At 63.5% G+C, this 20,265-nt stretch carries 15 protein-coding genes; 5 read left to right on the top strand and 10 right to left on the bottom strand.

The window, feature by feature from the left end; genetic code table 11:
- Positions 1–51: 51 nt before the first annotated feature.
- A complete protein-coding gene (locus tag HCN50_RS08930) occupies positions 52–2,271 on the bottom strand; it encodes a transglycosylase domain-containing protein (protein ID WP_171709282.1) in 2,220 nt (739 codons plus the stop codon).
- A gap of 144 nt (positions 2,272–2,415) precedes the next feature.
- Between HCN50_RS08930 and HCN50_RS08935 the strand changes: the two genes are divergently transcribed.
- Positions 2,416–2,841, top strand: coding sequence for a DUF1330 domain-containing protein (locus tag HCN50_RS08935; RefSeq protein WP_171709283.1), 426 nt, complete (start codon positions 2,416–2,418; stop codon positions 2,839–2,841).
- A 227-nt stretch (positions 2,842–3,068) separates the two neighbouring features.
- On the opposite strand, the gene HCN50_RS08940 is transcribed toward HCN50_RS08935, so the two are convergent.
- Both HCN50_RS08940 and HCN50_RS08945 read right to left on the bottom strand, forming a co-directional pair.
- The gene (locus tag HCN50_RS08940) at positions 3,069–4,295 is read right to left on the bottom strand and encodes an ABC transporter substrate-binding protein (protein WP_171709284.1); all 1,227 of its coding nucleotides are present in this window, start codon (positions 4,293–4,295) and stop codon (positions 3,069–3,071) included.
- 280 nt (positions 4,296–4,575) lie between these two features.
- Positions 4,576–5,799: an ABC transporter substrate-binding protein gene (locus HCN50_RS08945; protein WP_171709285.1), complete on the bottom strand. Its 1,224-nt coding sequence runs from the start codon at positions 5,797–5,799 to the stop codon at positions 4,576–4,578.
- 247 nt (positions 5,800–6,046) lie between these two features.
- Between HCN50_RS08945 and HCN50_RS08950 the strand changes: the two genes are divergently transcribed.
- Complete coding sequence (locus HCN50_RS08950; protein ID WP_171709286.1) at positions 6,047–6,595, top strand: methylated-DNA--[protein]-cysteine S-methyltransferase; 549 nt, start codon at positions 6,047–6,049, stop codon at positions 6,593–6,595.
- Between the two features lie 356 nt (positions 6,596–6,951).
- On the opposite strand, the gene HCN50_RS08955 is transcribed toward HCN50_RS08950, so the two are convergent.
- The 6 genes from HCN50_RS08955 to HCN50_RS08980 all read right to left on the bottom strand — a co-directional run bounded on the left by HCN50_RS08955 (position 6,952) and on the right by HCN50_RS08980 (position 14,239).
- Complete coding sequence (locus tag HCN50_RS08955; protein ID WP_171709287.1) at positions 6,952–7,116, bottom strand: hypothetical protein; 165 nt, start codon at positions 7,114–7,116, stop codon at positions 6,952–6,954.
- A gap of 175 nt (positions 7,117–7,291) precedes the next feature.
- Complete coding sequence (locus HCN50_RS08960; RefSeq protein ID WP_210264861.1) at positions 7,292–7,678, bottom strand: response regulator transcription factor; 387 nt, start codon at positions 7,676–7,678, stop codon at positions 7,292–7,294.
- A 93-nt stretch (positions 7,679–7,771) separates the two neighbouring features.
- Positions 7,772–8,443 carry a response regulator transcription factor gene (locus tag HCN50_RS08965; RefSeq protein ID WP_171709288.1) on the bottom strand — a complete coding sequence of 224 codons (672 nt, stop codon included), beginning with the start codon at positions 8,441–8,443 and terminating at the stop codon, positions 7,772–7,774.
- The gene (locus HCN50_RS08970; RefSeq protein ID WP_311967673.1) at positions 8,440–10,203 is read right to left on the bottom strand and encodes a PAS domain-containing sensor histidine kinase; all 1,764 of its coding nucleotides are present in this window, start codon (positions 10,201–10,203) and stop codon (positions 8,440–8,442) included. Before HCN50_RS08970 ends, HCN50_RS08965 begins: the two co-directional genes overlap by 4 nt.
- A 406-nt stretch (positions 10,204–10,609) precedes the next feature.
- Complete coding sequence (locus HCN50_RS08975) at positions 10,610–10,882, bottom strand: hypothetical protein (protein ID WP_171709289.1); 273 nt, start codon at positions 10,880–10,882, stop codon at positions 10,610–10,612.
- A gap of 561 nt (positions 10,883–11,443) precedes the next feature.
- On the bottom strand, positions 11,444–14,239 hold the full coding sequence (locus HCN50_RS08980) for a [protein-PII] uridylyltransferase (RefSeq protein WP_171709290.1): 2,796 nt from the start codon (positions 14,237–14,239) through the stop codon (positions 11,444–11,446).
- A 208-nt stretch (positions 14,240–14,447) separates the two neighbouring features.
- On the opposite strand from HCN50_RS08980, the gene HCN50_RS08985 reads away from it, so the two are divergent.
- Both HCN50_RS08985 and HCN50_RS08990 read left to right on the top strand, forming a co-directional pair.
- On the top strand, positions 14,448–14,957 hold the full coding sequence (locus tag HCN50_RS08985; RefSeq protein ID WP_171709291.1) for an OsmC family protein: 510 nt from the start codon (positions 14,448–14,450) through the stop codon (positions 14,955–14,957).
- Positions 14,958–15,136: 179 nt separating this feature from the next.
- A complete protein-coding gene (locus HCN50_RS08990; RefSeq protein ID WP_171709960.1) occupies positions 15,137–15,931 on the top strand; it encodes a hypothetical protein in 795 nt (264 codons plus the stop codon).
- Positions 15,932–16,027: 96 nt separating this feature from the next.
- On the opposite strand, the gene mutS is transcribed toward HCN50_RS08990, so the two are convergent.
- Positions 16,028–18,763: a DNA mismatch repair protein MutS gene (mutS, locus tag HCN50_RS08995; RefSeq protein WP_171709292.1), complete on the bottom strand. Its 2,736-nt coding sequence runs from the start codon at positions 18,761–18,763 to the stop codon at positions 16,028–16,030.
- Between the two features lie 230 nt (positions 18,764–18,993).
- Here mutS and pcaF point away from each other — a divergent pair, with 230 nt between their 5' ends.
- Entirely contained in the window at positions 18,994–20,202 is a 1,209-nt protein-coding gene (gene pcaF, locus HCN50_RS09000) for a 3-oxoadipyl-CoA thiolase (RefSeq protein WP_171709293.1), read from the top strand.
- The last annotated feature ends 63 nt before the right edge of the window (positions 20,203–20,265 follow it).

Consider the following 20,265-nt stretch of genomic DNA (forward strand, 5'->3'; position numbering starts at 1 on the left):
ACCCCGGTTTCGCGGGGTATGACGCTCTGAGAAGGTCGCGGGATATCTCGCTTACCTCCCAAACAACCGATCCACCAGCCAGCCATCCAATCCCGCGGCCGCTTCCGGACGCACATTTGGATTGGGCGGCGGCGCGGAGGTTCGCGCCGGCGGCGGCCGATAGGAACCGCCCGACGGGGCCGGCACCGGCGGCGGCGCGCTGACCTGCGACGCGGTCTGGAACAGGTTCGACATGAAGCCGCCGCGCTGCGTGTTCGGCAGGCTGGCCACCGGCACGCCCTGATGGGCCGCGCGCATGAAGCGGGTCCACACGTCCACCGGAAGGCCGCCGCCGGTTGCCTTCTTGGTCGGCGAGTTGTCGTCATTGCCGAGCCAGACACCGGTGACGAGGTTGGCGGTGTAGCCGACGAACCATGCGTCGCGGAAATCCTGGCTGGTTCCGGTCTTGCCGGCGGCCATCCAGCCCGGAATCTCCGCCTTGCGCGCGGTGCCGGACAGCAGCGTCTCCTGCATCATGGTGTTCATCATCGCGACATGACGCGGCTCGATCACCTGAGCGGGCCGGTCGGGCTGCCGCGCATACAGCAGCTTGCCTTCATTGGTGCGGATCCTGGTCACCACATGCGGGGAGATGCCGAGCCCGCCATTGGCGAACGGTGCATAGGCGCCGACCAGTTCGATGACGGACACTTCCGAGGTGCCCAGCGCGATCGACGGGTTGGCGTCGAGCTTCGATGAAATCCCGAGCCGGTGCGCGGTCCGCACCACATTCTTCGGGCCAACTTCCAGGCCAAGCCGTACCGCAACCGTGTTGAGCGACATGGCCAGCGCCTGCGTCAGCGTCACCGGGCCGAAATATTCGTGGGTGTAGTTCTCGGGGCGCCAGCCCTTGAGATCGAGCGGCGCATCCTGGCGGATCGTCTCCGGCGTCAGGCCGCCCTCGATCGCAGTCAGATAGATGAACGGCTTGAACGCCGAGCCAGGCTGGCGTTTCGCGGTGACTGCGCGGTTATACTGGCTCTCGGCATAGTTCCGCCCGCCGACCATGGCGCGCACCGCACCTTCAGGCGTCATCGCCACCAGTGCGCCCTGGGTGACGTTGAACTTCACGCTCTTGGCCGCCAGCTCGTCGATGATGGCAGCTTCGGCTGTGCTTTGCAGCTTCGGATCGATCGTGGTCTCGACCACGATGCTCTGGTCGATCTGGCCGACAAGATCGTCAAGCACTTCGCCGATCCAGTCGGCGACGTAGTTGACGGTACCGGCGCCGGCCGGCTTCACGTGGTAGGAGGGATGTCCGATCGAGGCCTTGGCCTGCGCGTCGGTGATGAATTTGGCTTCCGCCATCGCCGCGAGAACGATCTGAGCGCGCGCCTCCGCACCTTCCGGATTGCGGTTCGGCGCCAGCCGCGACGGCGACTTGACGAGACCCGCCAGCATCGCCGCTTCCGCGACCGTAACGTTCTTCGCCGATTTGCCGAAATAGCGCTGCGAAGCGGCTTCGACGCCATAGGCGCCGGAGCCGAAATAGACGCGGTTCAGGTAAAGCTCGAGAATTTCGTTCTTGGAATGCTTGCGCTCCAGCCACAGCGCGAGCTCCACTTCCTGCAGCTTGCGCGCCATCGTCCGCTCCTGGGTCAGGAACAGGTTCTTGGCGAGCTGCTGTGTCAGCGTCGAGCCGCCCTGCGAGACGCCGCGATGCAAGAGGTTGGCGACCGCTGCGCGCGCGATGCCGACGGGGTCGATGCCGTAATGCGAATAGAAGCGGCGGTCCTCGATGGCGATGAACGCCTTCGGCAGATAGGGCGGCAGGTCCTTCAGTGCGACATTGGAGCCGGGCGCTTCGCCGCGCGAGGCCAGCACGCTGCCGTCGAGGCCGACAATCTGGATGGTAGGCGGGCGCTTCGGAATTTCCAGCGACTGGATCGCCGGCAGATGCGCGCCGACCCAGACCACGACGCCGACCGCCGCGATCACGGCCCACAGGCCGAGCACCGCGCCCCAATAGACCAGCCGGCCAATTCTGATGCGGCCGCGCGATTTTCCGCGCCGCTTCGCGCCGCTTTTGGTCCCGCGCGGCTTGCGCTCCCGCGGCGGCTCCTCGTCGTCTTCGTCTTTGCGCTTGGCCACTGGTTTTTTCGGCTTCTCGTCGGCGGCGTCGGTGGCGTCGGGGATGCGATCGGCGGGCGAAAGGCGCAGGTCCGCGAGCGCGGCCGGAAGCCCGAACAGCGGCTCCTTGCGTGCGCCGCTCTTTTTCCGTCCCCACGCCATGACAAACGCCGTTCACACCCGTCCTGCCAAAGGCTACCGGCGGCTGTTTAAGGGTCGGTTACGGAAAGGTTAATGCGGGATTAGGAGGTGCGGCGGCGCCATATTAGGATCGGCGCAAGCGACAGCGTTTTGGGAGAAAGCCGCATGGGCCACGTCGATCCGACCAGGGAAGTATTCGCGCAGTTCAAAGCCAATGATCGGCCGGGTCCGATCCACATGCTCAATCTGGTCCGGCTGCGCACGCAGGCGGCCTATCCGGACGGCCGCCAGGCGACGGGAGCGGAAGCCTATGCTGCCTACGGACGCGAAAGCGGCCCGGTATTCGAGCGGCTCGGCGGCCGCATCGTCTGGCAGGGTCGGTTCGAGCTGATGCTGATCGGGCCGCAGGAGGAGCGCTGGGACCATTGCTTCATCGCCGAATATCCCAGCGTCGCGGCGTTCGCCGAGATGATCCGCGATCCCGTCTACCGTGAGGCCGTGAAGCACCGCCAGGCTGCGGTCGAGGACTCCCGCCTGATCCGTCACGCCGTGCTGCCGGTCGGCAAGACATTTGGGGAGATTCCGAAGTAAGAGCAATCTATCCGCTCATGGTGAGGAGGCGCGCGAGCGCCGTCTCGAATCATGCGGCCCGCTGGTGCCATTCATCCTTCGAGACGCGCGAAGACGCCCTTCGCAGGATGAAGTCCCGCAGTCGATTGCCGGGTCAAGCCCGGCATGACGACGCAAAAAATCGGCGGCCCCTAAGGGCCGCCGACCGCTTCTATCCGCCGATCATTTGGATTCTCGCCTCGCCGCGACTAGCCCGCCGGACCTGCGTCCTCGAGGATCGGGCCGAACATTTCCCAACGCTCGCCGTTGAACTTCATCATCTGCAACTGCTTGTTGACGCGGTAATCGGTCGGCGTGGTGTTGACGGTGATGCCCGGCAGCAGCAGGTCGAGCTGAACGTTCTTTAGGCTGGTGGCCTGCTTCAGCACGTTCTCGCGGGTCAGATTGTCGCCGCAAGCCTTGAGCACATGAATCAGCAATTGCGTGGTCATGTAGCCATAGGAGTTGAAGCTCGAATCCTTGTCGCCCTCCGGATAGTACTTCGCCATGAATTCGAAATACTTCTTCATGCCGGGGTCGTCCTTCCAGGTCGGATCGAGCGGATCCTTGCCGTAGTTGACGCTGATCACGCCCTTGGAAGCTTCAAGCCCCGCCGGCTTCATGACGGCGCCGACTGACGTGGCATTGATGTCGAGGATGTGCACCGGCTTCCAGTTAAGCTCATGGATCTTCTTGATCGCCTGCGCCGCCTGCTTGGGCGTCGTTGCCGAGAAGAACAGGTCCGCGCCGGCGTCCTTGATCTTGAGGATCTGCGAATCGACGGTCGGGTCGGCGACTTCGTAGGAAGCTTCCGCCACGATCATCTTGGCGGCCTTGTCGCCGAGGCCGGCCTTGATGCCGTTCAGGTAATCCTTGCCGAGGTCGTCGTTCTGATAAAGGATTCCAATCTTGGCGTTCGGATGTTCCTTTAGAATGTACTGGCCGTAGATGCGCCCCTCGACGAAGTAGTTGGGGTTGAAGCCCATCGTCCATGGAAAATTCTTTGGATCGGTGAACTTCGAGGCGCCCGTCGCCGCGAAGAGCTGCGGCACCTTCTTGGCGTTCAGATATTTCTGCACCGCCGCGTTCGAAGGCGTACCGAGAACCTGGAAGGTGAGCAGCACCTCGTCGCTCTCGACCAGCTTGCGCACCTGCTCGACCGCTTTCGGCGGCGAGTAGGCATCGTCATACTGGATCAGGTTGATCTTGCGGCCGTTCACGCCGCCCTGATCGTTGATCATCTTTATATAGGCGGCCTGGGTCTTGCCGATGGTGGCATAGGCGGAGGCCGGTCCTGAGAATGGATTGGTCTGGCCGATCTTGATCTCGGTATCGCTCGCGCCGGTGTCGTATTTCTTCTGCGCCGATGCCGTCGAGACCGACAGCGCAAGTGCGAGCGCCGTGCCGGTGGCCAGATGGAAAATACCCTTCCTCATATCCTTGCATTCCTCATGTTGTAATTAAGCCGATGATCTGGCCCGGGGGCTTTATTGAGCCAAGCGGACGCCATCGCTGCCGCGATAGTGACGGAACGGATGCTGCATTGCAAGATGCTCGCGTGCCGTGATGCCGGTGCCGAGTTCCATCTGCACAAACAGAATCCAGCGCTGTTGGCCTGCGGGGCCGGGACCGGGACCTCTCGACAGTGATTGGGTCCCCGGCTCCGCGTCTCAGCGTTCCACGCTGCGCCGCGTCTGGGACACGCCAGACCGGACCTTAACCTGCCGGTCCGGTATCTTCGATGATCGGACCGAACAGCTCCCAGCGCTCGCCGTTGAATCTCATCATCTGCATCTGCTTGTTGATGCGGTAATCGGTCGGCGAGGTGTTGGTGACCATGCCGGGCAGCGAAAGGCTGCCGGTGACGTTCTTCAGGTTGGCGGCCTGCTGCATGATGTTTTCGCGGGTGAGATTGTCGCCGCATTGCTGCAGGATCTTCACCAGCAATTCCGCCGTCGAATACCCATACGTGTTGACGGTATTGAGCTTGTCGCCCTCCGGGTAATATTTGTCCATGAAGGCGAAGTAGGCCTTGATACCGGGATCGTCCTTCCACTGCGGATCGCCCGGATCCTTGCCGTAGTTGGTCGAGATGATGTCCTTGGAGATGTCGAGGCCCGCCGGCTTGAGCGTAGCCGACACCGGGCTCGCGTTGATGTCGAGGATATGGACCGGCTTCCAGCCGAGGTCGGCGGCCTTCTTGATCGCCTGGGCTGCAAATTTCGGCGTGGAGGCGTCGTAGAGCAGGTCGGCGCCGGCAGCTTTCAGTTTGACGATCTGCGAGTCGATGGTCGGATCGGTCAGCTCATAGGAGGCTTCGGCGACGATCATCGAAGCTGCCTTGGCGCCCAGGCCTTCCTTCAGGCCCGTGACGTAGTCGCGGCCGAGATCATCGTTCTGGTAGAGAATGCCGATCTTGGCATTGGGATGATTCTGCAGAATGTATTTGGCATAGATGCGTCCCTCGGACTGGTAGTTCGGATTGAATCCCATCGTCCAGGGGAAATTCTTCGGGTCGGTGAATTTCGATGCACCGGTCGCGGCGAGGAGTTGCGGCACCTTCTTGGCATTGAGATATTTCTGGACGGCGGCATTCGACGGCGTGCCGATGATCTGGAAGGTGAACAGAACTTCGTCGCTCTCGACCAGCTTTCGTACCTGCTCGACGGCCTTCGGCGGCGAGTAGGCGTCGTCGTACTGGATCAGATTGATCTTGCGGCCGTTGATGCCGCCCTGCTCGTTGATCATCCTGAAATAGGCGGCCTGGGTCTTGCCGATGCCGGCATAGGCGGAGGCAGGTCCCGAGAATGGAACGGTCTGGCCGATCTTGATCTCGGTGTCGCTCGCGCCGGCATCGTATTTCTTCTGCGCGCTGGCCGGTGACGCCAGCGCGATTGCAACCGCCGCGCCTGCGATCAGATGAAGTACACCACCTCTCATAAGCTGCTCCCTTCCCTGATGTCGACCGATGATCCTGTTCCGCCCATCCGTTCGGAAAGCCGGACGTCATCGTTGGCAGCGAGTTTGGCGGAAGGGTTTTGCCGGCGCAAGATAGAGCGAAGGCAAAGACATTACGGCCGGCCGGAGCGCTGTTGCGGCCCCCCAAACCGGCGGAATTCGGGTGGACGCTACTACAGAGGAGGTGGAAAATGCGGCCCGCTCACCGATATTTTTGTAGGGACTGACGATGCCGGAAAGCTTCAACCTTGATCGCCTGGCAACCCCGATCGGAACGGCGCTGCTCGTCACCGATGCGGACGGCCTGCTCCGCGCGCTTGACTGGGAAGATTATGAGCCGCGCATGCAGCAGTTGCTGCGCCTGCACTACGGCGTGGTGGAATTGAGGCAAGCGCGGGCGCCGCGCGACCTGCGCGCCGCCTTGTCCGGCTATTTCAAGGGCGATCTCGATCGCCTCTCGGGGATCAAATGGCGCGTCGCCGGCACGCCGTTCCAGCAGAAGGTCTGGCACGCACTGCCGAAGATCGCGCCGGGGACGACGATGAGCTATGGCGCGTTGGCGGCAAGGCTCGACATGCCAAAAGCCGTCCGCGCCATCGGCCACGCCAACGGCTCGAATCCGATCAGCGTGGTCCTGCCTTGTCACCGCCTGATCGGCGCCAACGGCTCGCTGGTGAAATACGGCGGCGGACTGGAGCGCAAGCGCTGGTTGCTCATGCACGAGGGCGCGAAGATCCAGTGCTCAGGAACAGACAAGGGGATGATCTACGCAAGCTGAAACCGCGCTCGGAGCCGTCTGCCGTTTCAAATCAATCCGGATCGCGGGGCGCGCCGCGCATGTCCCGCAGGATATAGAGAAATACAATCAGCAGAGGGCCCCACGCCAGCATCGCGCCGACCAGCATCGCGTTTACCGTTGCCATGAAGGCTCCTCCGCGCGCACCGGCTGCGCAAAATGGTCTCCGCGGGCCGCAGGCCGAGGCCCCTGATAGAGCCACTTCCAATACATCCGGTTGCGCTCCAGTTGACGCTTGTAGATCTCGCGGCACTTCGCCGAGCAAAACTGTTGGAAGTACCAGCTACGCCGGACCAGCCCGAAGGGACGTTTGCATTCCGGATTTCCGCAGCAATTATTCATGACGCGACCTCCGCATTGGCACGCCGTATCCAGCGGGTGAAATTCTCGTGGCCCTTGTCCAGGCAGAAGCGTCCGCAGTAGCGTTCGCGCGCCGGATCTCGCAGAGAGATGATATTGGGGTCTTCGCTGTCACACTCGGAGCAACGCGGTTCTGTACGCATGGCGACCTCCTTCTGAGGAATTGCCGCTTGCCGATCAAAATGTGTGATGCTTTATGCCCTTCGTTCCTCGAAGGACGATGCGAGCTTGCGTCGTCGCCCGCTTATCTTCAACTTGTCCAGATGTTTGGCGGGATCATCCTTACGTATGAATGGCTCCCTCGGCGGCCGGATCGGCTCATTTGCTGGCGGCTTCGCTATTCGGCGCCAGCGCAGTTTCGAGGCACTTGATCAGCACCTCTCCGTCGAACGGCTTCATCAAGTAGCAGGTTGCGCCCGCCTTCATGGCCTGGGCGCGCTCGCCTTCGACCGAAAAAGCCGTGACGAAGATGAACGGAAAGCGATGTCCGGTGGCGAGTAGATGAGCTTGCAGCTCGAGCCCGCTCATGGCGGGCATTCTGACATCCGTTATCACGCACGATGTCTCATGCAGGTGGGGCGATCGCAGAAACTCCTCGGCCGACGCAAATGTGTGGACGACGTAGCCAAGCGACCGGACGAGATTATCGGTCGCGGCGCGGACCGACCCGTCATCGTCGATGATTGATATGATCGGCTTGGACAAGACGGTCCTTCCCGGAGACGACCAGAGGATGTTTCTTGCTGTGCCGCCTCGCAGTGGGAGAGTGCGCTGCAAATCAGGGAGGGAAAATCATACTTAGGTTTGCGGCCGGCCGGACGCGGGCCCGATTCCAAGCAGCTCCGCCATCCTCACGAGATCAGGCAGCGACTTGGCCGCCATTTTCCGCATGATGTGCCCGCGATGTATCTTCACGGTGATCTCGGCCACGCCGATTTCGGCCGCGATCTGCTTATTCATGAGTCCTGCGGTAACGAGCGCCATCACCTGCCGTTCGCGCGGAGTGAGGGTCGCGAAAAGCGCGTGCAGGTTTGCGAGAACCTTGGCTTCATCGCGGCTGTTGCGATCGCGTTCGATCGCCGCGGTTACGGCATCCAGCATGTCCTGATCGCGGAATGGCTTGGTCAGAAAATCGACGGCTCCGGCCTTCATGGCGCGGACCGTCATCGGAATATCGCCATGACCCGTCATGAAGATGATCGGAATGTGAATGTCGGCCTTGGCCAGTTCGGCCTGAAAGTCGAGGCCGCTGACCCGGGGCAGCCTGATGTCGAGGATCAGGCAACTGGGGACATTCGGAAGCTTGCATTGCAGAAATTCGTGAGCCGAACCGAATGCTTCGGCGCGCAATCCCACCGAGCGGAAGAGATTGCTCAGCGCCTCGCGCACCGATGGGTCGTCGTCAATCACAAAGACGACCGGTTCCTCGGCGGTCGCGAGGGTGGAAGGCGATGCCGGGCGACCGGTCACGGCGCTCCCTCCTGATTTGATGGCAGGCTGAATTGGAATGTCGCGCCAGGGCCGGCATTTGCGGAGGCGGACAGCCGGCCGCCATGAGCCCCGACGATGGAGCGGCAGATCGACAGGCCCATTCCCATGCCGCGGGGCTTGGTGGTGAAAAAGGCCTCGAACAGCCGCTCAAGATTCTCGGTGGCGAGGCCGACGCCGCAATCCTTCACCGTCACCATGATTTGGGTTTCGTCCTGGCATGTCCGGATTACCAGTTCCCGCGGTCGGTCCGTGACCGGCTGCATCGCCTCGATGCCGTTGATGACCAGGTTGAGAATGACTTGTTGCAACTGGATCCGATCGGCGAGGACCAGGGGGAGATCAGGGGAGAGCTCCAGCCGCAACATTACCTGGTGGCTGAGCAGCTGATGCTGCACCAGGCTGATGACCTCGTTGATGACATCATTGATGTGAATCGCGGTCTTCTGATCGGTAGCCTTGTTAACGAGCGCACGGACGCGCTGAATCACTTCGCCAGCGCGATTGCCGTCCCTGATGATCGACTCCACGGTCGCGCGCGCTTCCTTTAGATCGGGAGGCTCGCGGTCCAGCCAACGCTGGCATGCTGCGGCGTTGGTGACGACGGCGGCGAGCGGCTGGTTCACCTCATGGGCGATCGAGGCGGCAAGTTCTCCAAGGGCAGTCACGCGCGTGACATGCGCGAGCGAAGCCTGTGCCTCATGCAATTCCACCTCGGCTCGCTTGCGGGCTGTAACATCCGAAACTGCCCCGACAAAATCGATGCCGCTCGATGTATCCTTCACCGCATGAGCCCTGGCGTGGACATGCTTGACCGAGCCGTCAGGCATCAACAGCCGATAGCCATGCTCGAAGTCCTTCCACTCGCTCAACGCACGCTTGGTGGTCCGTAGAACGCGCGCGCGATCATCGGGATGGATGCGTTGTATCACGGTGGCCCGCTTGATTGAAGGCGCCTTGTCGAATCCAAAGATTCTGAAGGTTTCTTCCGACCAGATGAGTTCGTCGCTGCCGGCGCGCCAGCCAAAGCTGCCGGTGTGGCTCAATCGCTGCGCTTCGGCCAGATACATTTCGCTCTGCCGCAATGCATTTTCAGCCTGTTTGCGCTCGGTGATGTCCTCGCAGGCGATCAGAACGATCGGTTGATCATTCATTAGCCGCACGGCCTTGGCATTTTCACGGACCCATAGCGTCGACCCGTCTTTGCGGATCTTGCAGATTTCCCAACTATGGGTGCGGCCGATGTTTCCCAGGCACACGGCAACGTTGCTCTGCGCCGTTTGCCGCTCCTCGGCAGGAAAGACCTTCAGAACGGATTGTCCCAGCAATTCGTCGACGGAGTAGCCAAGTTGCGCGGCGCCGAATGTGTTGACGGACAGCACCGTTCCTGTCGCATCGACCATGAAGTACATCACCGGGTTGTGCTCAAATACCTCCTTCCATTGCGCCTCGCTGTTGCGCAGGGTCTCGATCGCGCGCGCTTCGGCGCTCGCCCGACCCTGAAGCAGGGCTTCCATCTGCCTGCTGCTACGGCCCACCAAGCCCATCATGATGACTGACGCGGCAAGCGAAGCGACGAGCAGCGTGATTGCAATGAAATAAGGGGTAGTCGTGGGCGCCGGGCCGAGCAGGAGCCAGATGCCGGCCGCTGCGCCCAACGCCAGCGCCATGCTGCCGAGCAGCCATTGCTCGGCCGCGCGCCACGACCTTATCGCCGGGTTACGCATCATCAGCACTGACACTCGGCCATCCGAGCGGCGATGCGTCGCTTACGTGTTCGCTATCATCAGCGGCGACAACGTCGCCCTCCTAACAGGCTGGATACTAGCAGCTTTTCAGGTGTCCGGAGGCAAAATCGGCCGGTCCTCCGCGCGTCTTCCTCGTTCCCTCCGGCGCGAGCTTCGCTAGCCAGGCTGTGATCCTATACCACGGTATGCTCGGCTCAACCGAATGGAACGGCCTGATCAACCTGCGTTCAATGGCCGGTTCCGCCTTGGCGAATTACGCTGTCGGAGTGACTGCAGCGGCGTCCGCCGAACCGTAGTATTCCGGGGATCGATGATGTCGAAAGCGCGCCTGCACCTGATCCGTTGCTCCGATGACGTTGAACCTCGACCGAGGATTCGGAGACGCGAACGCAACTTCCAGCTAACCGTTATCAACGGCGGCAGACCGGCGATCGCCGCGAGGCGAGAAAGCCCCTGGCGAGAAAACGATCGGCGAGAAGATCCTCTGAAAGCCCTGTTCGGTCTGGTCGATCAGGTCGTCCTCGCTGCCGAAGCAAACTACGCCGCCTTCATCGCAGCGAGCCTGACAACACTCGAGCTCTACGGTCGGATTGATCCGGGACAGTCCGTAGGACGGATAGAGCCAAGGGGTTCGGCGTACGGCCGGCCCGACGACAAACTCCACGAAACCCATCATCGTTTCCCAACGTGATCGCTGGGTATCGCTTCCGCCTTCGCTCCTTGAGTCACGGCGGACAAGTCGCTGCATCCATCCTACAAAATCGGGGTCTGCTTCGCCTGACACGCAAGCGCAATTGTGTATGCAACGGCCTGCGACAAACTGGCACGACGGGCAAATCACTTCTGATTTTCAGGAATCGAGTCAAGCCCAGGAATCAATAAGAATCAAAAATATTCTGCTTCCGTTCTCACCCAAATCAGTCGCACAACTCGGCCTGTCTCACCGCAAGATGAGGGGCGCTTCGCGATCGTCACCAACGTGCGGTGAGATGCGATGGACGTGGATTCAGAGACAGCAGCGATAGAACCGATAAGCCGCGGCGTACTGGATCCCGGCCTTCGCGGGGTATGACGCCCGAGGGTTGCGTTGCTACCTCCCGTCATTGCGAGCGCAGCGAAGCAATCCATCTATCCCCGAACGGCGCTATGGATTGCTTCGCGGAGCCTGTCATCAGGCGCGCATTCGCGCAACCCGTCGCCTCGCAATGACGGCAGGAGGCAGGGGCCGCATCTATCACGCCGCCGGCTTGGCGACATTGTCCTCCGCGGAGAGCAGATGGATCAGCGCGCTCTTGATCGCGGCCTGACGGGTCGGCGCGGTGATCTGGGCGCCGAGCAGGTCGGTGACGTAGAACACGTCGCGGGCACGCTCGCCGAAGGTCGCGACGTGGGCGGAGGCGATGTTGAGGTTGAGCTTCGAGATCGCGGTGGTGAGCTGATACAGCAAGCCCGGGCGGTCGAGGCCGGAAACCTCGATCACGGTGTAGCGGTCCGACCACTGGTTGTTGATGGTGACCTCGGGCTCGACCACGAAGGCGCGCACCTTGCCGCGGTTGGCCGCCTTGCGCGCCACCACTTCGGGCAGCCGCAACTTGCCCTCAAGCACCTGCTCGATCATCTCGCCGATGCGGGTGGCGCGCCGTCCCTCGTCCTCGTCGCGGTCGTATTCTCTGGAGATCGCGATGGTATCGAGCGCCAGGCCGTCGGTCGTGGTGTAGATCTGCGCGTCGACGATGTTGGCGCCGGCAGAGGCACAGGCGCCCGCAATGATCGACAGCAGCCAGGGGTGGTCGGTCGCAAGGATCGTCAGTTCGGTGACGCCGCGCGCCTCGTCGAAGCCGACATTGATCGCGAGCTTGTGGCCGGCCTGTTCGCTGGCGTGGATGAAGCGCGCCTGGCGGATTTTTCGCTGCAGGTCGACCTTGAGCCAGTAGGCCGGGTAATGCCGCGCGATATAGGCGTTGAGTTCGGCTTCCGGCCACTCGGTGAAGGCGGCGCGGAATTCGGCCTGCGCAAGCGCAATGCGCTGCGCGCGGTTTACTTCCGAGAAGCCGCCGGTCAGCACCGGCTCGGTCTCGTAATACAGCGTGCGCAAGAGCTGCGCCTTCCAGCCGTTCCACACGCCCGGGCCGACGCCCCGGATGTCCGCGGTGGTCAGGATGGTCAGAAGCTTCATCTGCTCGACGGATTGCACGACAGCGGCAAAATTCTCGATCGTCTTGCGGTCGGAGAGGTCGCGCGATTGCGCCAACGTCGACATCGTCAGATGCTCTTCGATCAGCCACGCCACCAGCTCGGTGTCGCCGGGGGAAAAGCCGAGCCGCGGGCACAGTCGCCGCGCCACCCTGGCGCCCGCGATCGAATGATCCTCGGGACGGCCCTTGGCGACGTCGTGCAGCAGGGTCGCGATGTAGATCACCGCGCGATGCTCGGGCTGGATCTTGCGGAACAGGTCGCTCGCGACCGTGAACTCGTCGTTGCCGCCGCGCTCGATCTCCTGCAGGAAGCCGATGCAGCGGATCAGGTGCTCGTCCACCGTATAGTGGTGGTACATGTTGAACTGCATCATCGAGACGATCTTGCCGAAGGCGCGGATGAAGTGGCCGAGCACGCCGGTCTCGTTCATCCGCCGCAGCACGGTCTCCGCGTCGTTCGACGTCAGGATCTCCATGAACAGCCGGTTGGCTTCCGGATTCTCGCGAAGCTGGATGTTCACCAGTTTCAGCGAGCGCGTCACCATGCGCATTGCATCGGGATGGAAGGCGAGGTTGTTCTTCTGCGCCAAATGAAAGATCCGGATCAGGTTGACCGGGTCGTGCTTGAAGACGTCGGGCGCGGCGAGGTTGATGCGGTTGTTGTCGATGATGAAATCGTCGCTGTCGGGCACCCGCCGTCGCTTCGTGCTCGGCCGCAGCCGCGCCACCATGCGGCTCAGGACCGGCGCGGGCTTGGCCTGCTCGTCTTCCAGCTTGGCGCACAAGATCGCGGTGAGATCGCCGACGTCCTTGGCGACCAGGAAGTAGTGCTTCATGAAGCGCTCGACATCCTGCATGCCCGGATGCGAGGTGTAGCCGAGCCGGACCGCGATCTCGCGCTGCATGTCGAACGACAGCCGCTCCTCGGCGCGGCCCGAGACGAAATGCAGGTTGCAGCGCACCGACCACAGGAAATCGGCGCAGCGGCGGAAGGTGCGGTATTCCTGCGCGTCGAACACGCCGCGCTCGACCAGCTCGCCGGTCTCGCGGACGCGGTAGACGTATTTGGCGATCCAGAACAGCGTGTGCAGGTCGCGCAGGCCGCCCTTGCCGTCCTTGACGTTGGGCTCGACCAGATAGCGCGACTGCCCGGCGCGGCGGTGCCGCTCCTCGCGCTCGGCGAGCTTGGCGGTAACGAATTCGGACGCCGTGCCCTGCACGACATCCTTGTCGAAGCGGGCGACCAGTTCGTCATAGAGCGGCCGGTCGCCGGTCAGAAATCGCGTCTCCAGGATCGCGGTGCGGATCGTCATGTCGCCGCGGGCTTGACGGATACATTCGTCGACCGAGCGCGTGGCGTGGCCGACCTTCAAGCCCATGTCCCACAGGCAATAGAGAATTGCTTCGGCGACCTGCTCGCCCCAGGCGGTCTGCTTGTAGGGCAGGATGAACAACAGATCGATGTCGGACTCCGGCGCCATCAGGCCGCGGCCGTAACCGCCGGTGGCGACCACGGCCATGCGCTCGGCGCCGGAGGGCACATGCGAGCGATAGAGATGCTGGGTGGCGGCGGAATAGAGGATGCGGATGATTTCGTCCTGCATGAAGCAGAGCCGCTCGGCGCAGCGGCGGCCGTGGCGATCCTTCAGCAGGACGGCCTGCGCGGTCGCACGCGCCGCGATCATCTCGGCCTTGAGCAATTGCGCCAGCGCCGAGCGGAACACGTCCTCGCGACCGGCATGTTTTTCGGCAAGTGCATCGACCGCCGCGGTGATCCGCGCGGTATCAAAACGGTCATCCGCGTCGGAGCGGACCTCAGTCACGACACTGTCCATGATCTATCCCGATATCGGACGGCGCAGGGGCTGTCACGGGCGTTTGCAAGTCGACTTGAGGCTATGCAATGAGGCGGCCGAATTCCAGCCCTAACCTGTTGAAAAGATTAAAGTCGGTGAACGGAAAACCGCCCACGCCAGCCACGGTGATGACATGGCATCAATCGCCGACTATACCGGGATGCAAAATAAAGTCGGGAGACAGAACATGGACGCCGCCGAACTTCGCGCGATGCAGGCCCCGATCAAGGAACGCTACAAGTCCGATCCCTCCGCCGCGGTCATTACCCTGAAAGCCAAGGGCTCGATCGACCGTGACGGCATCGCCTGCAAGGTCGAGACCGGCCGCGCGCTGGCGGTAGCCGGCCTGCACCCGGCGACCGGCGGGTCCGGCCTCGAGCTGTGCTCCGGCGACATGCTGCTGGAGGCCCTGGTGGCCTGCGCCGGTGTCACGCTGAAGTCGGTCGCGACCGCCGTCGAAGTGCCGCTCAGAAGCGGCGTCGTCATCGCCGAGGGCGATCTCGATTTTCGCGGCACGCTCGGCGTCGACAAGGAGGCGCCGGTCGGCTTTCAGGAAATCCGCCTGCGCTTCGAGGTCGGAACCGACGCACCGCAGGACAAGCTCGACCTGCTGCAGAAGCTGACTGAGCGTTATTGCGTGGTCTATCAGACCATCAAGAACGGCCCGAAGGTCACGGTATCGATGAAGCGGGTGTGATCGCTTTCACCCTGCCCTGGAGGGGGAGTGTCCACGCGCGTGCTACGGGCGGCGGGGTGGGGTGACGTCTCTCCCCAGCCAACAGTGCCCGAGTTGAGAGATCACCCCACCCCGTCTCGCATTTCGCTACGCTCATGCGGACCGACCCTCCCCCTGCAGGGGAGGGTAAGAGAATGCAAATGCCCCCCGAACTCGCCTTCATCCTCACGCTCGGCCTGCGCATGGCGATCACCGCGGCATTCGTGGTGACGGCTTCCATCGTCACCGAACGCTCAGGCCCCGTCATCGGCGCGCTGATCGCGACGCTGCCGATTTCGGCGGGGCCGTCCTACGTATTCCTCGCGCTCGACCATGACGCAGCCTTCATCGCCGAGGGCGCGCTGGCGAGTCTGCCGATCAACGCCGCGACGATCTTCCTGGCGCTGATCTACGTCGTGCTGGCGCAGCGTCATGGCGCGTTGCTCAGTTGCCTCGCGGCCGTCGCCGTATGGCTGGCGCTTGCCACGATCATCCGCTCCGTGCAGTGGTCGCTCATCGGCGGCGTGATCGCGAACGTCATCGCCTACGCCATCTGCGTGCCGCTGCTCGCCCGCTACCGCCACGCCAAAATGCCGCCGATCCGGCGCCGCTGGTACGACATTCCACTGCGGGCCTCGCTGGTCGCGACGCTGGTGGCGACTGTGGTCACCAGCTCGAGCTGGGTCGGTCCGAAGGTCAGCGGCATGATCGCGCTGTTCCCGATTGTGTTCACCTCCATGATGCTGATCCTGCATCCCCGCATCGGCGGCCCACCGACGGCTGCCGTGCTCGCCAACAGCGCCTGGGGATTGATCGGGCTCGGCATTGCGATCGCGGTGCTGCATGTCGCGGCGCTGCAGTTCGGCTCGGCGATCGCGCTGAGCCTGGCACTGGCGACGTGTATCGGTTGGAATCTGAGCCTGTGGTGGCTCGGGCGGAGGAAGGCGGCGCATTAGCCACCGTCATGGCGAGCGAAGCGAAGCAATCCATTCCCTCCGCGCATGCGGATAGGTGGATTGCTTCGCTGCGCTCACAATGACGGGGCGAGAGTCTCACCCCTTGGGAAGCTTCGCCTTCAGCGCATACAACGCCTCCAGCGCCTCGCGCGGCGACATCTCGTCGGGATGTAGCGCCTTCACCGCTTCCATCAATTGCTCCGCTTCGCTCGGCGGCGCAGCTTCCACGGCGGCGCGGGAGGGGACGGCGAACAGCGGCAGATCGTCGACGAGGGCACGGGCGGTCTGGCCGCGATCCTGCGCCTCGAGCTTTGCAAGCACCGACTTGGCGCGCGCGATCACCGCCGGTGGAAGCCCTGCGAGCTTGGCGACCTGGATGCCGTAGGAACGATCAGCCGAGCCGGGAAGCACCTCGTGCAGGAACACAACGTCGCCCTGCCACTCCTTCACGCGCACGGTAGCGTTGAACATCCGCGGCAGCTTGGCCGAAAGCGCGGTCAGCTCATGATAGTGCGTGGCGAACAGCGCGCGGCAGCGGTTGGCTTCGTGCAGATGCTCGATCGCAGCCCATGCGATCGACAGGCCATCGAAGGTCGCGGTGCCACGGCCGATTTCGTCGAGAATAACCAGCGAGCGCGCGCTGGCCTGGTTGAGGATCACGGCGGTCTCGACCATCTCGACCATGAAGGTCGAACGTCCGCGCGCGAGGTCGTCGGCGGCGCCGACGCGCGAGAACAGCCGGTCGACGACGCCGATCCGCGCACGTGACGCCGGCACGTAGGAGCCGATCTGCGCCATCAGCGCGATCAGCGCGTTCTGCCGCAGGAAAGTCGATTTGCCCGCCATGTTCGGGCCGGTGATCAGCCAGATCTGGCCGGACTTCTGCGCCGGTCCCGGCGACAGGTCGCAGGCATTGGCGATGAATGGCTGGCCGTCGCGCCTCAATGCCTGTTCGACCACGGGATGCCGGCCGCCTTCGACCGCGAAGCCGAGCGAGCCGTCGACCTCGGGCCGCACGTAATTGTCGTCGACCGCAAGCTTTGCCAGCGCGGTCGCGACATCCAGCATCGCAAACGCATGCGCTGCGGCGCGCAGGTCGTCACTGGCGGCAAGCGCCATGGCGCAGAGCCGGTCGAAGATTTCCAGCTCCAGATTGAGCGCGCGGTCGCCGGCATTGGCGATCTTGGCCTCGGTCTCGCCGAGCTCGGCCGTCGTGAAGCGAACCTGGCCCGCCAGGGTCTGGCGATGGATGAAGGTCGCGTTCAGCGGCGGCGCCATCAGCTTGTCGCCATGCTGCGCCGTGACCTCGACGAAATAGCCGAGCACGTTGTTGTGACGAATCTTGAGCGCCTTGATGCCGGTGTCCTCGGCGTAGCGTGCCTGCATCGCGGCAACGACGAGACGGGAGGCGTCACGCAGGTTACGGCTCTCGTCGAGCGCGGCCTCATAGCCCTCGCGGATGAAGCCGCCGTCGCGCTTGATCAGCGGCAGTTGATCGCCGAGTGCGCGTTCAAATTCGCGCGCGAGATCGCGCGAGGGGCGGCGCAGCGCGTCCATCACGGCAATGATTTCGGATGGTGCGGCTTCGAGCTGCGCGAGGCGCGCCAGCGCCTGGCCTGCCGCGAGGATGCCGTCGCGCAAGGCGGCAAGATCACGGGGGCCGCCGCGTCCGACCGATAGCCGCGCGAGCGCGCGCGACATGTCAGGAGCGGCGCGCAGCGTGGTTCGGATATCGTCGCGCGCGGCGCTGTCGGCAACGAATGTCGCAATCGCATCCAGCCGCCTAGCGATGGCCGCGCTGTCGATGAGTGGAGCGGCGAGCCGCTGCGCCAGGAGCCGCGAGCCGGCGGCAGTGATGGTGCAATCGATCGCGTCAAGCAGCGATCCGCGCCGCTCGCCGGCGAGCGTCCGGGTCAGTTCGAGATTGGCGCGGGTGGCGGGATCGATCGCCATCGTGGTGCCGGCGGCCTCGCGCGAGGGCGGCGACAGCGGCGGACGTTTGCCGACCTGGGTGCGGTCGATATAGGTGACGGCGGCGGCGGCCGCAGTCGCCTCCAGCCGCGACATCGCGGCAAGGCCATCCATGGTGGCGACCGCGAAATAGTCGCACAGTCGTCGCTCGGCGGTGCCGCTGTCGAAGACGTCGCGGGTCAGCGGCGTGACCGAAGGTAGTTCGCGCAACAGCGGCCCAAGGTCAGCATCGCCATAAAGCGCGTCGGTGACGATCGCCTCGTTCGGGTTGATCCGCGCCAGCGTCGCCGCGAGTTCCGCGGTCGAGCATTCCGTGACCATGAATTCGGACGTGGAGATATCGATCCAGGCGAGCCCGATGCGGTCACCACCGGCGGAGGCGCGGGCGCGCGCGATTGCCAGGAGGTAGTTGTTGGTGCGGGCATCGAGCAGCGTATCCTCGGTCAGCGTGCCCGGCGTCACCAGCCGCACCACGCCGCGCCGGACCACGCTCTTGTTGCCGCGGGCCCGCGCCGCGGCCGGATCCTCGGTCTGCTCGCACACCGCAACGCGGTGGCCGGCATTGATCAGGCGGTGCAGATAGTCCTCGGAGCGCTCCACCGGCACGCCGCACATCGGGATATCAATACCTTGATGCTTGCCGCGCTTGGTCAGCACGATGCCGAGCGCTTTCGAGGCGATCTCGGCGTCCTCGAAGAACAGCTCGTAGAAATCGCCCATCCGGTAGAACAGCAGGAGCCCGGGATGGGCCGCCTTGATCTCGAGGTATTGTTCCATCATCGGCGTGATGCGCGAAGGCGCGTCGGTCGCCGGCGGGGCCTCGGGAGCTGCGGGGGAGGGGATGGATTGCTGGATGGTCATGCGGGCGGCAAACTACAAAATTTCGCCGCCCGGTCCTATTCCCATACCTGCGTTGTCAGAGTTTTCCACGCCCGGCGGCGCTCAGCCGATCATACGCCCGGAGCATGACGGCCCTCCGCGAAAGCACCGCAGGGGAACGCTGCCTCAATTGACCTGCCGCGGGCGCGCTCCTAAAACTCGCCATCAAATCCGGGTCAACGCCTAAAGCACGGCATTCAGGGAGAGATTCTATGCGTGATGTATTCATTTGCGATGCCGTCCGGACCCCGATCGGCCGTTTCGGCGGCTCGCTCGCCAAAGTGCGCGCCGACGATCTGGCCGCCGCCCCGATCAAGGCACTGATGGCGAAGCATCCCAATCTCGACTGGTCGCAGGTCGATGAGGTTTTTTTCGGCTGCGCCAACCAGGCCGGCGAGGACAACCGCAACGTGGCGCGGATGGCGCTGTTGCTGGCGGGCATGCCCGAATCGGTTCCCGGCCAGACGCTGAACCGCCTGTGCGCCTCCGGCCTCGATGCGGTCGGCGCCGCGGGCCGGGCGATCCGCGCCGGCGAGATCGATTTTGCGATTGCCGGCGGCGTCGAATCGATGACCCGCGCGCCGTTCGTGATGGGCAAGGCGCCGGAAGCGTTTGCCCGCTCGGCCGAGATCTATGACACCACCATCGGCTGGCGCTTCATCAATCCTCTGCTGAAGGCGCAGTATGGCGTCGATGCGATGCCGGAGACCGGCGAGAACGTCGCCGAGGAATTCCAGGTCTCGCGCGCCGACCAGGATGCGATGGCGATCCGCTCGCAGCAGCGCGCGGGCGCGGCGATCGCTTCCGGCTATTTCGCCGAGGAAATCACGCCGATCCAGGTGCCGGGCGGCAAGGGCGGTCCCATCACTGTCGACAAGGACGAACATCCTCGTCCCGAGACCACGCTGGAGGGCCTCGCGAAATTGAAGCCGATCGTCCGCAATCCAGGCACGGTGACGGCGGGCAACGCATCCGGCGTCAATGATGGCGCGGCCGCAATGATCCTCGCTTCCGAAGCTGCCGTGAAGAAGCACGGGCTGACGCCGCGGGCGCGCATCCTTGGGCTAGCCTCGGCCGCGGTGCCGCCGCGCATCATGGGCATCGGCCCGGTGCCGGCGACCAAGAAGCTGATGGAGCGGCTCAGCATCAAGATCTCTGATTTCGATTTGATCGAGCTCAATGAAGCCTTCGCTTCGCAGGGCATAGCTTGCCTGCGGCAACTGGGCGTCAAGGACGATGCGGACTTCGTCAATCCGCATGGCGGCGCCATCGCACTCGGCCATCCGCTCGGCATGAGCGGCGCGCGGCTGGCGCTGACGGCGGTGCACGGCATGGAGAAGCGGGGCGGGAAGCTTGCCTTGGCAACCATGTGCGTCGGCGTCGGTCAGGGCGTGGCGGTCGCCATCGAAAAGGTCAATTAAGACAGCTATTTGGGAGAGCGAAAAACAACGCTTTCCCAAATTAGTTATGTCATATAATGATCT

Origin of the sequence: Bradyrhizobium archetypum, from assembly GCF_013114835.1 — a bacterium.
GTDB lineage: Bacteria > Pseudomonadota > Alphaproteobacteria > Rhizobiales > Xanthobacteraceae > Bradyrhizobium > Bradyrhizobium archetypum.